We start from the raw sequence: 13,778 nt of genomic DNA, 5'->3' as shown, positions 1-13,778 counted from the left end.
CGGAGCTTCAAGCAGATGAATGACGTTATCGATTCCATATTGAACACGCCGATCGGAGCGGCGATCGCGTATTTTTCCGTCGCGGTGCTGGAACTGGTCGTGTTTCTGGCGATTTTCGAGGCGGTTACCCGTTACAAATGTTGGGACGAGATCCGCAAAGGCAATCTGGCGGTCGCGATGGCGACCGGCGGCAAGATCTTCGGGATCTGCAATATTTTGCGATTCTGCATCGAATCCGGTTCGACGATCTACGAGAGCATGCTCTGGTCGCTGCTCGGTTTCGGGCTGCTGATGGTCGCGTATTTCCTGTTCGAGTTCGTGACGCCGTTCTTCAAGGTGGACGAAGAGATCGGGAACGGGAATAAGGCGGTGGGGTTGATATCGATGATCTTGTCGGTGGCCCTTTCTTACGTAATCGGGGTTTCGGTGCTTTAAGGCGGCGAAAAGGTCCTATACGTTTAAGAGGCCTTGATCGCAACGGTCGAAAAGTTCGCTTCGGTCGCGTGTTGTAATCGGGAAGCCGGATGAGATTAAGAAGGAAGCTTCCCGATTACAAAGGCGAACGCTATCGCTCCTCCGCCGAACTTTTCTTCCTCTGCTATCCGGCTTATCTAAAACTTATCAGACCTTACAACCTCAAATCCCCTCAAGCCCCGCTTACTCGAGAAGCGGGGCTTTTTGGTAGGGGAAAGGGAGGGCGTAGGATGCGGGGAATGCGGAGACGAAGCGAAAAGCCGCAAAGAGGTCTTTTTTAAGCGGCGGCGGTATGCTCGGATTCGCTTGGGACGGTAGCGTCCGAGCTTTTTTTGGGGTAAGATGGGGTACAATAAAGCAGTAAAGAGTTGACTCGGCGAGTCATCTACCAAGCGAAACCATCTGGAGGCATGCGAAGTGAAAGAAACGAACAAGCTCAAACTGGACATTCTCGAACTTTTGGAAGAAGACGCGCGGCGAACGCCGGAACTGCTGTCCACGCTGCTCGGCGTTCCGCAGGAAGAAGTGCGGCAGGCGGTCGCGGAGCTCGAACAGGACCATGTCATCGTCAAATACGCGACGGTGGTCAACGAAAGCAAAGTCGACGACGAGAAGGTTACGGCCTTGATCGAAGTGCAGATCACGCCGGAACGCGGACGGGGGTTCGAAGGGATCGCGGAACGCATCTATCTGTATCCGCAGGTCAAATCCGTGTTCCTGATGTCCGGCGCTTACGATCTGCTGGTGGAAGTCGAAGGCATCAACCTCAAAGACGTCGCCAGCTTCGTCTCGGATAAGCTCTCGCCGATCGAGTCGGTCTTGTCGACCAAAACGCATTTTATCCTCAAAAAATACAAGCAAAACGGCATTATCTTCGAAGAACACCAAGAAGACCGCCGTCTGCTGATCTCGCCGTAAAGGATGCGAAACGATGATTACTAACCGTGAAGTGAACGAAAACAGCACGCTTCAGCCTTCGGATTCCGAGCACGGCTCCATGGAACGTTATTTGTCGCCGCTGGTGCGGGACATCAAGCCTTCGGGCATTCGCAAATTTTTCGATCTGGTCAGCGCGAGCAAAGACATCATCACGCTCGGCGTCGGCGAACCGGATTTCGTGACGCCGTGGCATGTGCGGGAAGCTTGCGTCTACTCGCTCGAACGCGGATATACGCGCTATACGTCCAACGCCGGCATGCCGGAACTGCGCGAAGCCATTTCGACTTATCTGGACGCGTCTTTCGGCACGTCGTACGACCCGGAGAAAGAAATCCTGGTCACCGTCGGCGGCAGCGAAGCGATCGATCTGGCGCTGCGCGCGCTGGTGCGCCCGGGCGACGAAGTGCTCGTGCCGGAGCCGTGCTACATCTCGTATTCGCCGATCACCTCGATCGGCGGCGGGGTGCCGGTCGGCATCGAGACGTTCGCTAAAGACGGCTTCAAGCTGACGGCCGAAGCGTTGGAAGCCAGCATCACGCCGAAATCCAAAGTGTTGATTCTCTGCTACCCGAGCAATCCGACCGGAGCGACCATGACGGCCGAAGATTGGCTGCCGATCGCCAAAGTCGTCGAGAAGCACGATCTGATCGTCATTTCCGACGAGATTTACGCCGAACTCAGCTACGGGCAGGGCAAGCATGCCAGCTTCGCCGCCGCTCCGGGCATGAAAGACCGGACGATTCTGGTCAGCGGGTTCTCCAAAGCGTTCGCGATGACCGGTTGGCGCATGGGCTATGCCTGCGGTCACCCGGAACTGATCTCCGCCATGTTGAAGATCCACCAATATACCGTGATGTGCGCGCCGGTCATGGGACAGGTCGCGGCGCTCGAAGCGCTGACTCACGGCCTCGGCGAGAAAGACAAGATGGTCGAGTCGTACAACCGCCGCCGCCGTCTGGTCGTGCAAGGACTGCGCGACGCGGGGCTGGATTGCCACGAACCGGAAGGCGCGTTCTACGCGTTCCCGAGCATTCAATCGACCGGCTTGGCGTCCGAAGATTTCGCTCAGCGTTTGTTGGTGGAAGGCAAAGTCGCGGCCGTTCCGGGCAACGTATTCGGACTCGGAGGCGAAGGGTTCATCCGCTGCTCCTACGCGACTTCCGTCGCTCAATTGAACGAAGCGCTGGATCGGATCAGCCAATTCGTGTACAAAGTAAAACGCGAAGGCGCGTAAAACGACGTTCGAATTAAATATTTACGTTTTTCTTGACATACTCCTTCTTGAATAAGTTGCTTTTATTGGAGAGTTTCTATATAATGGGGGCTTGAATCAGGTGACTTATTCAAGGGGGAATGTTTTTTGTCTGCCGCTTCGTTCCTTATGACCGGACATGAATCCGGCTCTGCGCGGTTTCGACCGCAGCATGCCGTTCAAGTCCCCGCAGCTATGGCGGAACGCGAACTGTTTTTGCAGGAAGAGATTCGTCTGCTGCGTGCCCAGATGGAAGAAACGTTCAGACGGGAACAGTCGTTCACCGCTGCTGCAGTCGTCGAAATCAGCAGTCGGCTGGATCTGAAGATCAATGAATATATGCAGCTCGCGCGTTGAGATTTCGGCGCATTCTCCGATCATGACCTTTATTCGAACTCGATTTCGTTGATATGCCCAAAGAAAGAGCCTTCGTTTCGGAAGCTCTTTCTTTTTTTTGCGTTCATGCGATCCTAGCGGCCGATCTTCCGAAAATGCTTGCGGCAGGTCAGTTGTGATATATTGTTAAAGAGCACTTGTTAAAGGTACAATTCAAGGAGGAATAAGAGTGAAGCGGAAATGGATGGGGGTCTGGCTGATGCTCATGGTCGCGTCGATCATGGTACTGGCCGGATGCGGGAAAAAAGACGATTCGATCACGATCTTCATGTCCGACAAAGAATCGGCCAGCCGGGAAGCGATCGATGCGATTCAGAAGAAGCTGGATGCCGATTCGCCGGATCTGCATGCGGAGTTCAATTACTCGCCGTTGTTCGATCTGCAAAAAGTACTCGTCGAATACGCGGCGGGAGGCAATTCGATCGTGATTCTGCCGGAAGACACGATCAAAACGTACAGCAAAGAAGGGGCGCACGTTCCGCTCGAAGATTATTTCGACAAATCGAAATACGAAGCGGGCGTTTTCGAAGGCGGCGTGTTCGTGGAAGGCGAAGACGATCCGGTGATGGGCGAGCATTTATTCGGCATTCCGGTCGAAGACATGAAGATGTTCAAAGACAGCGGTTATGCGCCGAAAGGCATGTTGGCCTGCGTCTTGGTCAATTCTTCGAATCAGGAGAACGCGATCAAAGTGCTTAAGAAGTTGACGGAAGGTTAAACGATCCGAGCGTTCGCGCCCGAATCGAAACGAAGACGGAAGGGAGGCGCAGTCATGCGTATCTATACGAAAACGGGTGATGAAGGACAAACCTCGGTAATCGGAGGACGGGTGCGTAAAGACGATGCTCGCGTGGAAGCTTACGGCACGATCGACGAGCTGAACAGCTTTGTAGGCTATGCGGCCTCGCTTCTGCAGGACGGCCGCTTCAAAGACCTGCGGGAACAGTTGGCCGTCGTCGGCCAAGAATTGTTCGACTGCGGTTCCGATCTGGCGTATACGCCTGCGGCGCAGCAGCCTTATAAGACGCATGCGGCGATGATCGAGCGTCTGGAACTGTGGATCGATCGGCTGGAGGCCGACAATCCGCCGCTCGAACGTTTTATTCTGCCGGGCGGCAGTCCGCCCGCGGCCATGCTGCATGTCTGCCGGACCGTATGCAGACGCGCGGAGCGTCGGGTCGTCGCGTTGACCGACGAAGCGGAAGTCAATCCGGAAGTGCTGCGCTACCTGAACCGTTTATCGGATTACTTTTTCAGCGCGGCGCGCGCCGCCAACCTCAAGCTTCGGGTCGAGGATGTCGAATACGTGCGCGGCGCCAATGTATTTGTAGAGGGTGAATAACGATCGAACCGCATGATTTTCCAAAGGAAAAAGGGATCGAACCGGAGCACGGCTATTACGATCCGATCGTATACGTCGTGCCCGAACGCGAGCAAGGGTGGACGCTGAAGACGCTGATGAGCAGCCGTCTCGGCGTATCGCGCAAATTGACTTCGCGGCTCAAGATGACCGAACGCGGCATCATGCTGAACGGCCGACGGGTCTATATCAGCGTGCATGTGGCGGCGGGCGACGTCGTGGAGCTTCGCATGGAGCGCGAGATCTCGGACGACATTTTGCCGGAAGCCATGCCGCTCGATATCCTGCACGAAGACCGCGATCTCTTGATCGTCAATAAACCGGCGGGCGTGATCGTGCATCCCACGCACGGCCATTACACCGGGACGCTGGCGAACGGAGTCGTTCATCATTGGGCGGAGCGCGGCGAGCAGATCCGTTTCCGCCCCGTGCACCGTCTGGACCGCGAGACTTCGGGGGTGCTTGCGATCGCCAAGAATCCGTACGTGCATCAGCATATCTCGGAACAGATGATCGCGGGTACCGTCGATAAGACGTACTTGGCGATCGTGCACGGAAGCCCGCGGCCGCCGCAAGGACGGATCGAAGGACCGATCGACCGCGATCCGGGCAATCCGCATGTACGGATCGTGACGCCGGACGGTTATCCGGCCGCGACCCGCTACCGGACTTTGGAGTCTTATCCGGCGGTTCGCGCTTCGAAAGTCGAATTGGAGCTCGAGAGCGGGCGGACGCATCAGATCCGGGTGCATATGACGCATATCGGCTGTCCGCTGCTCGGCGACGAGATGTATAAATATACGGATGAAGCGCCGTTGAGCGAGGAAGAACGGGCAGCCGCCGAACGGTCGGACGGTTGGATCGGCAGGCAGGCGCTGCATGCGTTTCGCTTGTCGTTCGTTCATCCGGGAACAAGCGAACGCATGCGTTTCGAAGCGCCGTTCCCGCCGGATCTCGCGGCGCTGGAGCAGCGGCTGAGACAAAGCGAATCTTGATAGAGACACACCATGAACGGAAAGAGATGTGACTGGCAACCATGACCAAACTTAAAGTGTACCATTACGACAAATGCGGCACCTGCCGAAACGCGATCAAATGGCTGCGCGGCGCGGGACACGAACTCGAATTGATTCCGATCGTGCAGCAGCCGCCGACAGCCGACGAACTGCTCGAGCTGATCGCCAAAAGCGGTCTCGAGTCGAAAAAGTTTTTTAACGTCAGCGGCGAAGTGTACAAAGAAATGGGCTTGAAAGACAAGCTGGCCGATCTGGACGAACAAGAACGCGCGAATCTGCTGGCTTCGAACGGCAAGCTGATCAAGCGCCCGGTCGTGACCGACGGACGGCGGGTGACGCTCGGCTTCAAGCCGGAGCTGTACGAACAAAGCTGGGGGACAGAGGAGGCGGACCTATGAGCGAACACGGCGGGATCGAAGGACTGCCGGAAAACGTGCTGGCGCGCAAACCGACGTTGATGCTGGTCGACGGCATGGCGCTGCTGTTCCGGGCTTATTACGCGACGGCGCTCAAAGGCTATATCCGCCGCACCGACGCGGGAGTGCCGACGAACGGCATCTACGGTTTCGTGCGTTATCTGTGGGACGCGATCCGGCAGTTCGATCCGACGCACGTCGCCTGCTGTTGGGATATGGGCGGACGCACGTTCCGCACCGAACAGTTCGAATCGTACAAAGGCAACCGTTCCGCCGCGCCGGACGATCTGATTCCGCAGTTCGATCTGGTCAAAGAAGTCGTGGAAGCGATGGATATTCCGAATATCGGCATGCCGGGTTACGAAGCGGACGACTGCATCGGCACGATCGCCAAACGCTGCGCGCGCGAGCAGAACATGGACGTGCAGATTTTGTCCGGCGACAACGATCTGCTGCAATTGGCCGACGAACGGATCAAAGTCATCATCATGAAAAAAGGCTACGGCAATTATCAAGTCTATACGCCGGAATTCCTGATGGAAGAGAAAGGCTTGAAGCCGTCGCAGATCGTGGACATGAAAGGATTGATGGGCGACGCGAGCGACAACTATCCGGGCGTCAAAGGCATCGGAGAAAAGACCGCGATCAAGCTCGTGCAGGAATACGGCGACGTTCAAGGCATTCTCGCCAATCTCGACAGTCTGACGAAGTCCGTGCGGACGAAGATCGAAAACGATCTGGAGATGCTGCATATGTCCCGTTCGCTGGCCGAGATCCACTGCGAAGTACCCGTCGAATGTCCGATCGATCTGTGCGAATTCCGGATCGACGATTCGAAAGTCTCCGCGAAATTCGAAGAATTGGAAATGAGCAGCTTGGGCAAAATGATGGGCGTGGACGTATTCGGTTAAACGCGCCGGATAAGAAAGATCGGGAGGCCGTTTGCGCAGCGGCCTCTTTTTGATGTCTTTTTACCAAAAAATCGCCAAAAATAGAGCCGGCGACCTACTTAGCAAAGGTTGTTGTCGGTTACCTGTATTGCCCTTTTCTGATAAAGTAAAAGAGTCATGGTTACTTAGCGACCAAATTTCGGGTAACCGGTTCGATTACACGGAGGGGGACAGGAAAGATGAAAAAAGCAAGATGGGGGACGCTGCTGCTGGCGGGGGTGCTGGCGGTTACGGGAGCATTCGGATCGACGGGTGAAAAGCAGGTCGACGCCGCATCTGCGATCTCGGCTAGCGTACGTAAAGTATCGGCCGGAGGAAAGTCGTTTACGGTACAGACGGTCAGTATTCCCAAAGGAACGAAGTCGGCGATCGGTTTGGCTCAAGGGAAGGTCGGCCAGACGCAAAGCTTCGCTTCGATCGTCAAAAACAGCGGAGCGACGGCGGCGATCAACGGAGCGTTCTTCAACTCTTACGGCGGACCGGCCGATCCTTACGGCACGCTGATCTCCAAAGGACAGATCGTGCATACGGGCTATTACGGCACGAGTATCGGCTTCAAAGCGGACGGCAGCGTCTTGATGGATTCGCTTCGCGCGAAGATTACCGGCAGCGTCACGACCAAACCCGACGCCTCCGGCCGGACCCGCACGCAGAGTTGGTACGCGACTTTCGTCAACCGGACGCCGGATTCGGGTCAAGACGTGGTCCTGCTCTACAATCCCGCGCGCGGCGCCAACGTCGGATTCCAAGGCGGCATGGCCGTGACGGTTCGCAAAGGCAAAGTCGTCAAAAAAGAAGCCAACGCCAACGCCGCGATTCCGAGCGACGGTTACGTGCTGGTCTACTACGGTTCGGAGAAAAGAAACGCCGAACGCTTCGCGGTCGGGTCGACGGTGGAAACGAATATCGCTTACGCGAATGCCGACGGCAAAGACATTCCGTGGGTGGACGTCGTGACTTCGGTCGGCGCAGGGCCTCGTTTGCTCAAAGACGGAAAGATCTCGCTCGATGCCAAAGGCGAAGGATTCAACGATCCGAAGATTCTGACCGGCTCGGGCGCGCGCAGCGGCATCGCGATCATGCCCGACGGATCGGTTCTGCTGGCGACGGTGAACGGCGCGACGATGAAGCAATGGGCGCAGGTGATGCAAAAACTCGGGGCGAAGCAGGCGATGAATCTGGACGGCGGCGCATCTTCGGCTCTGTACGCCAACGGCCGGACGCTGACCGGTGCCGGACGTCCGCTCAGCAATACGTTGGTATTTGGCGAATGGGTATCGATGCAGTAAGATAGAGGATATATCGGGCGGCGAAAAGCGCAAGGCCGAGAATCGGCAAGGAGGAGAAGAAAGTGAAACCTATCGTGATCGCATCGGTTAACGTCGGATTGCCCCGATCGGTTCCCAACGGACGCAAGACCGTGGAGACCGGCATCTTCAAACACCCGGCGGAAGGCCCCGTCCATTTGGGCAAAACGGGCTTCGAAGGAGACGGACAAGCCGACCTGAAGAATCACGGCGGCCCCGACAAGGCGGCTTGCGTATATTCGACGGACCGGTTCGCGTTCTGGGAAGACGGCATTTTGCCCGCGCTCGGTCCGGGGGCTTTCGGCGAAAACTTGTCGATCTCCGGCGGGGCGGAAGAAGACTTCTGCATCGGCGATATCTTCGCGATCGGCGGAGCCGTCGTGCAGCTCAGCCAGCCGAGACAGCCCTGCTTCAAGTTGTCGGTGCGTTACGGAGTGCCCGAACTTCCCGCGAAAGTGCAGGAAACGGGCTACAGCGGGTTTTATTTCCGCGTGCTTCAAGAAGGCGAGGTTCAAGCGGGCGACGCCTTGATTCTCCAGCAACGCCATCCGGCCGGCATGACCGTCATGCGGGCCAACGAAATCAAGTATAAGCTCAAAGACGACGCCGAAGCGATTCGCAGCCTGCTGGCGGTCGAAGAGCTGGCCGAAGGCTGGAGCGGTTCGCTCAAGAAACGGCTGGCCGAGCTGGAAGCAAACGCTTGACTTCGCTTCTTAATCGAGGCTATGATAATAACAGCAGCATATAACTCGGAGGAAGCACCTCTCTTACATTCCCATGTAGGAGAGGTGCTTTTTTTGCGTTTATCGGCTGACATTGAGAGATAGGCGGGGATCGTATGGCGATCGTTTTTTTGAACCGGATGGAGATTGAACGCGAGCAGGAAGTGGGAGCCGCGCAAGTATGGATCGAAGAATCGGACGGATTATGGAGCAGCGGATGGAGCGAACTGGACGCTTTCGAAGAAACGGACCGGGAGATCTGGTACGAAGGGGCGGTCTGGAACGAGATGTTGGCGGTATACCGCCATCAGTTGGCGGCCAAGCTGGCGGAAGGCTATCGGCCCGTGATCCGCGATACGTTTCAAGAATTTCTCGAATCCGGGCAGCGCGGGCGGTATACGCAGAAACTCGTCTGCTACAGCGAGCTGAACGCGGACGAAGAACTTTATAAACGTCTGGCGGTCTGGCGCCGGGCCAAAGCGACCGAGGAGCATCGGGCGCCGTATCTGATCGCGACCAACCGCGCTTTGCGGCTTGTCAGCACGTTCCTGCCGCAGACGATCGACGAACTTCGCGAGCTTCCGGGGATCGGCGAAAATACGGTGCAGCGTTACGGAGAAGACCTGATTCTTCAGACGTCGGGCATGGAGCGCAAACACGCTTTCCCGCTCGATTGGGTGGATCGGCGTCTGGACGAAGAGACCTTCGAAGCTTGGACGTACAAGAACAAAGAGCGCAAATTCAAACGCGAAGCCGAACGGGTCAAAGCCACGCGTCTGCTGCTTCAAGCTTCCGAAGGCAGCGGCGAAGAAGTCGTATCGCTGACGCAAATCAGCCAAGAAAGCGGGTTGGAACGGCGCGAATTGATCGAGATGATGGAGAGTCTGGAGAAAAACGGCTGCAATCTCGACGCGATCATCGCGCACGAACTGCGTTTGATGCCCGAACAGCAGCAGCTTGCGGTTCGCGAAGCTTATGCGGAGACGGGCGATACGTTCTTGAAGCCGGTGCTCAAAAAGGTATACGGAGAAGAACTTCCGAGCGAGCCGGGACTCGATATTCTGTACGAGCAGCTGCGCATGATCCGGATTCGCTGCCGCCGGGAATCGGAACGGCTTGAAGCCCTTGATCGCGCTCAACGTCAAGACGCGAATACGGCGGCGACAGAAGAACCGACGCAGCCGGAGATCGTGGTGGTTCCCAACGCGGCAGCCAAAACCAAACGGCGTCAGGAAACCGGAGCGTAGTTTACGTTCAGCGTACCGGACGCGAAAAGGAAAAAGGGCATAAAAAAACAGCCTTTCCGAGCCGTCCGAACAGGAAGGCGGGAAAGGCTGTTTTCGAGTCGGCTTATAACCAACCTTTTTTGCGGAACAGGAAGTACATGGTCAAGCCGAGCACGATCATCAAGCCGATGACCATCGGATAGCCGTACGTCCAGTGCAGTTCCGGCATATGGTCGAAGTTCATTCCGTAAATGCCGGTTACCACGGTCAGCGGCATGAAGATGGTCGTGATCACGGTGAAGATCTTCATGATCTCGTTCGCGCTGTTGGAGATACTGGATTGGTAAGCTTCTCGAAGGTTGCCCATCAGATCGCGGTACGTATCGAACGCTTCGGAGACTTTAACGGCGTTCTCGTAGATGTCGCTGAAATATTTCTGCAGTTCGTCGTCGATCAACCGCAGGTCTTTTTTGTTCAGGATATTGATGACTTCGCGCTGCGGAACCAGAACCTTCTTCAGCCATAGAATCTCGGCTCTCAGACCGATGATATCGTTCAGGTGCGTCCGCTTGGTGTGCATCAGAATATCTTCTTCCAACCGTTCGATCTGGTCCTCGATCCGATCGCCGACCGCGAAGAAATTGTCGATGACCCGGTCGATGAGCAGATACATGAACCGGTCGGGCGCGTGGACTTCTTCTTCCCACATGATCGGTTTGACGGTACGGAGTTCGTGGATTTTCTGGCGGGTCAAGGTAATCACGAAATGCCGCCCCAAGAAAATGTTCAAAGCGCGCATAAAAATTTCTTCGTTGTCGAAACGGATACTGTTGACGACGATGAAATAGTGGTTGTCGTAAATTTCGATCTTCGGCCGCTGTTCTTCTTCGTTCAGCATATCTTCGACGGCCAGATCATGCAGCCCGAAAGTGAGCTGAAGCTGAGTGATATCGTCGAGATCGGCGTCGATCCAGTAAAAGCCTTCTTCTGGCGGAGTCAGCGTATCGGCCAGGTTCTCATTGTCGATCAGCGTAAAAACGCCGTATTTCACGTGCCGGATTTTCATGCGGTTCACTCCTTCGAAATAAGACTGCTCGGCAGTCCTTGAAATAGTCTCGAATTTGCGGGAGAACGCAGGAAAAAACAGGCCGGCGCCTTGTAACGGACGTCGTCCTTGCACGGCTGAAAAAAGATCAGGCGCCAGGATGCGTGCCGACGGGCGAGCTTTCAGTCATGGAAAAGCGGACGCCGTCCGGCCGTTTTTTCTGCTGTCGAATAACTTGCTGCGTTCTCTTACGCTTGGGCCTCGGGTCGCCGTCCATCTGAAATTCACCTCTTTTTTCAACATTGTTTTCATAAAACCCTTGTTAAGTATAACGCGCGCCACTAGGCCTTTCAAGGCCTTGTTTGTGATGGGTTATGCTTACCTTATCGGCTTCTCTCGGAGTAAACTGTAGAGAGGAAAAATAAGGTTCGGCACCGGTTGCCCGGAAGCGCCGAAACGTTGGGAGACGTGAGAATATGGCGATCCGAACCGCGGATACGATCCGGAGCGCGTTCGGCGAATTGTTGGACGGCGAAGGCTTCGCGATCAAGGGCAAATGGCCTCGTTGGAGCTTGGAACGATCGATCGGCGGACATACCGATAAAGTGGAGCTGCTCTGCGAACCGTTACCCGGGCAAGACCGGGACCTGCGGCGCATGAACGTCAATTTTGCCGTGCGGCATCCGCGAACGGGCCGGGACGTCTGGATGAACCGCCCCGGCGAGGAATGGTTCGAATACGGCGACGAAGCACGATTGCGAGAGGAACTGAATTCGTGCCTGTCGCGGATCTTCGTAGAAGTATTACCCTGGATGGAGCGGATGCGAAGCGAGTTAGGATAAGAAAGCGGTACCCGCAAAGTCGATCGTTCCGCCTGCGAAATTATTGCGATTGCCCTGTAAGCTGCTTCTTGCCTGAATACTCAAATCGTGTATAATTGATCTAAAGTTATCCCGGCCGAACGGTCGGAAATCCGACAATTGAATACTTCCTCCGACGCTTAGGCGTCGGTCGAACAGTGGAATCTTATCAAGAGCAGGTGGAGGGACTAGCCCGATGAAACCCGGCAACCGGCGACTTTGTCGTACGGTGCTAATTCTTGCAGTTACCATGCGATCCAAGACGAGGCACGAGTCGTTAGGCGCCTATCGTCATGGTCAAGCGATCCAAGACGAGGCACGAGTCGTTAAGTGCCTATCGTCATGGTCAAGCGATCCAAGACGAGGCACGAGTCGTTAGGTGTTTATCGCATGGGCGTAATTAAGGTTGTCATAGTGCGATCAGAGACGAGCCATCGGCGCGTCGGCAGTACTTATCGTCACGACAGCGTAACGCCCATGTCCGTATGTACGCCAAACGCTCTACCCCGTCCCTCGCGGCCGATCCTTAGCCATCGCACCCCCGGTAACTGACAGATGAGAGAGGCGCTAGCTTTGTATAGACCTTTCTCGGCCTTCCCGGCCCCGAAAGGTCTTTTTTGTACCCATTCGTACACGCAAGAAGCGCTTTGAATGCCGAACGCCCGATAAGTCGACGTTCAATGTCCGATCAGGACGCGTAAGCCGATCTTTTCTGTTCGAGACCTGCTTATGCGCCGTAACTCAACGTCAAAACACACGAAGGAGTGAAGCGAGATGCCGATTAAAGTGCCTGACAATTTGCCCGCCAAGGAAGTGCTGCTGCAGGAGAACATTTTCGTGATGGACGAGAGCCGGGCATACAGCCAAGATATTCGTCCGCTCAGAATCGCGATTTTGAATCTGATGCCGACCAAAGAAACGACGGAAACGCAGCTGCTGCGCTTGATCGGCAATACGCCGCTGCAAGTCGACGTCGTCTTGCTTTACCCGAGCTCGCATACGTCCAAGAACACGTCGGAAGAGTATTTGAACACCTTTTACAAAACGTTCGACGAGATCAAACATCTGCGTTTCGACGGCATGATCATTACCGGAGCGCCGGTGGAGCAGCTCGAATTCGAACAGGTCAGCTATTGGGAAGAGATTCAGCAGATCTTCGAATGGACCAAGAAAAACGTCACTTCGACCATGCATATCTGTTGGGCTTCTCAGGCCGGTTTGTATCATCATTTCGGCGTCAGCAAGATCCCGCTCGAAGAGAAATGTTTCGGCGTGTTCCCGCATACGTTGAACAAGACCAATATCCAACTGCTGCGCGGCTTCGACGAATGTTTCTTCGTGCCTCATTCCCGCCATACCGACGTGCAGCGCAGCGATATCTTGAAGAGTCCGGAGCTGGAAATTCTGGCCGAGTCGGAAGAAGCGGGCGTGTATCTGGTCGCGACCAAAGACGGCAAGCAGATCTTCGCGACGGGGCACTCGGAATACGATCCGCTGTCGCTGAAATGGGAATATGACCGCGATGTGGCGAAAGGATTGGATGTCGCGATTCCGAAAAATTATTTCCCGGGCGACGATCCGAGCCGCAAACCGCTGTCTTCGTGGAGAGCGCACGCCAACTTGTTGTTCTCCAATTGGCTGAACTATTACGTCTACCAAGAAACGCCTTTCGATCAGGTGGAACGCAAAGGCGAAGAAGCTTTCAGCGATTACGGAGCCGGGATCTGAACCGCGCGATTCGGGCGAGAAGGATCGAATATCCGCTCGCCCGGAATCCGACTCCTGCCGCAGCTTCGCATTTCAGGAATGCGCAGC

The 13,778-nt window shown here is 55.6% G+C and carries 15 protein-coding genes and 1 riboswitch; of the genes, 14 read left to right on the top strand and 1 reads right to left on the bottom strand.

The features are described 5' to 3' along the window. Nucleotides 1-15: 15 nt before the first annotated feature. The 12 genes from CDO73_RS19655 to CDO73_RS19600 all read left to right on the top strand — a co-directional run bounded on the left by CDO73_RS19655 (nucleotide 16) and on the right by CDO73_RS19600 (nucleotide 10,079). Nucleotides 16-435, top strand: coding sequence for a DUF350 domain-containing protein (locus tag CDO73_RS19655; protein ID WP_088490227.1), 420 nt, complete (start codon nucleotides 16-18; stop codon nucleotides 433-435). Nucleotides 436-891: 456 nt separating this feature from the next. Further along, nucleotides 892-1,392, top strand: coding sequence for an Lrp/AsnC family transcriptional regulator (locus CDO73_RS19650; RefSeq protein WP_088490226.1), 501 nt, complete (start codon nucleotides 892-894; stop codon nucleotides 1,390-1,392). A gap of 13 nt (nucleotides 1,393-1,405) precedes the next feature. After that, on the top strand, nucleotides 1,406-2,647 hold the full coding sequence (locus CDO73_RS19645) for an aminotransferase class I/II-fold pyridoxal phosphate-dependent enzyme (protein ID WP_373446992.1): 1,242 nt from the start codon (nucleotides 1,406-1,408) through the stop codon (nucleotides 2,645-2,647). Between the two features lie 126 nt (nucleotides 2,648-2,773). Beyond that, nucleotides 2,774-3,022: an aspartyl-phosphate phosphatase Spo0E family protein gene (locus CDO73_RS19640; RefSeq protein WP_256972779.1), complete on the top strand. Its 249-nt coding sequence runs from the start codon at nucleotides 2,774-2,776 to the stop codon at nucleotides 3,020-3,022. Nucleotides 3,023-3,230: 208 nt separating this feature from the next. Beyond that, nucleotides 3,231-3,779, top strand: coding sequence for a hypothetical protein (locus tag CDO73_RS19635; protein WP_256972777.1), 549 nt, complete (start codon nucleotides 3,231-3,233; stop codon nucleotides 3,777-3,779). A 54-nt stretch (nucleotides 3,780-3,833) separates the two neighbouring features. Then, entirely contained in the window at nucleotides 3,834-4,403 is a 570-nt protein-coding gene (locus CDO73_RS19630; RefSeq protein ID WP_088490225.1) for a cob(I)yrinic acid a,c-diamide adenosyltransferase, read from the top strand. Nucleotides 4,404-4,480: 77 nt separating this feature from the next. Further along, the gene (locus tag CDO73_RS19625) at nucleotides 4,481-5,416 is read left to right on the top strand and encodes an RluA family pseudouridine synthase (RefSeq protein ID WP_256972776.1); all 936 of its coding nucleotides are present in this window, start codon (nucleotides 4,481-4,483) and stop codon (nucleotides 5,414-5,416) included. A 41-nt stretch (nucleotides 5,417-5,457) separates the two neighbouring features. Beyond that, nucleotides 5,458-5,835 (top strand): arsenate reductase family protein, encoded by a 378-nt coding sequence (locus CDO73_RS19620; RefSeq protein ID WP_088490223.1) that lies wholly within the window; start codon nucleotides 5,458-5,460, stop codon nucleotides 5,833-5,835. Then, nucleotides 5,832-6,764 carry a 5'-3' exonuclease gene (locus CDO73_RS19615; RefSeq protein ID WP_088490222.1) on the top strand — a complete coding sequence of 311 codons (933 nt, stop codon included), beginning with the start codon at nucleotides 5,832-5,834 and terminating at the stop codon, nucleotides 6,762-6,764. The genes CDO73_RS19620 and CDO73_RS19615 overlap by 4 nt, the downstream gene beginning before the upstream one ends. A 218-nt stretch (nucleotides 6,765-6,982) precedes the next feature. Continuing rightward, nucleotides 6,983-8,092 carry a phosphodiester glycosidase family protein gene (locus CDO73_RS19610; protein WP_088490221.1) on the top strand — a complete coding sequence of 370 codons (1,110 nt, stop codon included), beginning with the start codon at nucleotides 6,983-6,985 and terminating at the stop codon, nucleotides 8,090-8,092. 62 nt (nucleotides 8,093-8,154) lie between these two features. After that, on the top strand, nucleotides 8,155-8,814 hold the full coding sequence (locus tag CDO73_RS19605) for an MOSC domain-containing protein (protein ID WP_088490220.1): 660 nt from the start codon (nucleotides 8,155-8,157) through the stop codon (nucleotides 8,812-8,814). 134 nt (nucleotides 8,815-8,948) lie between these two features. After that, nucleotides 8,949-10,079, top strand: coding sequence for an HRDC domain-containing protein (locus CDO73_RS19600; protein ID WP_088490219.1), 1,131 nt, complete (start codon nucleotides 8,949-8,951; stop codon nucleotides 10,077-10,079). A gap of 103 nt (nucleotides 10,080-10,182) precedes the next feature. On the opposite strand, the gene corA is transcribed toward CDO73_RS19600, so the two are convergent. Continuing rightward, nucleotides 10,183-11,124, bottom strand: coding sequence for a magnesium/cobalt transporter CorA (gene corA, locus CDO73_RS19595; protein ID WP_088490218.1), 942 nt, complete (start codon nucleotides 11,122-11,124; stop codon nucleotides 10,183-10,185). A gap of 455 nt (nucleotides 11,125-11,579) precedes the next feature. Here corA and CDO73_RS19585 point away from each other — a divergent pair, with 455 nt between their 5' ends. Together CDO73_RS19585 and metA are read left to right on the top strand one after the other, a co-directional pair. Then, a complete protein-coding gene (locus tag CDO73_RS19585) occupies nucleotides 11,580-11,945 on the top strand; it encodes a hypothetical protein (protein WP_088490216.1) in 366 nt (121 codons plus the stop codon). Between the two features lie 181 nt (nucleotides 11,946-12,126). Next, a riboswitch (SAM riboswitch) is annotated at nucleotides 12,127-12,232 on the top strand. Nucleotides 12,233-12,737: 505 nt separating this feature from the next. After that, nucleotides 12,738-13,691: a homoserine O-acetyltransferase MetA gene (gene metA / locus CDO73_RS19580; RefSeq protein ID WP_088490215.1), complete on the top strand. Its 954-nt coding sequence runs from the start codon at nucleotides 12,738-12,740 to the stop codon at nucleotides 13,689-13,691. The last annotated feature ends 87 nt before the right edge of the window (nucleotides 13,692-13,778 follow it).

This window comes from Saccharibacillus sp. O23 (assembly GCF_002205895.1).
In the GTDB taxonomy this organism is placed as follows: Bacteria; Bacillota; Bacilli; order Paenibacillales; family Paenibacillaceae; genus Saccharibacillus.
This window is presented reverse-complemented; position numbering and strand designations above follow the sequence as displayed.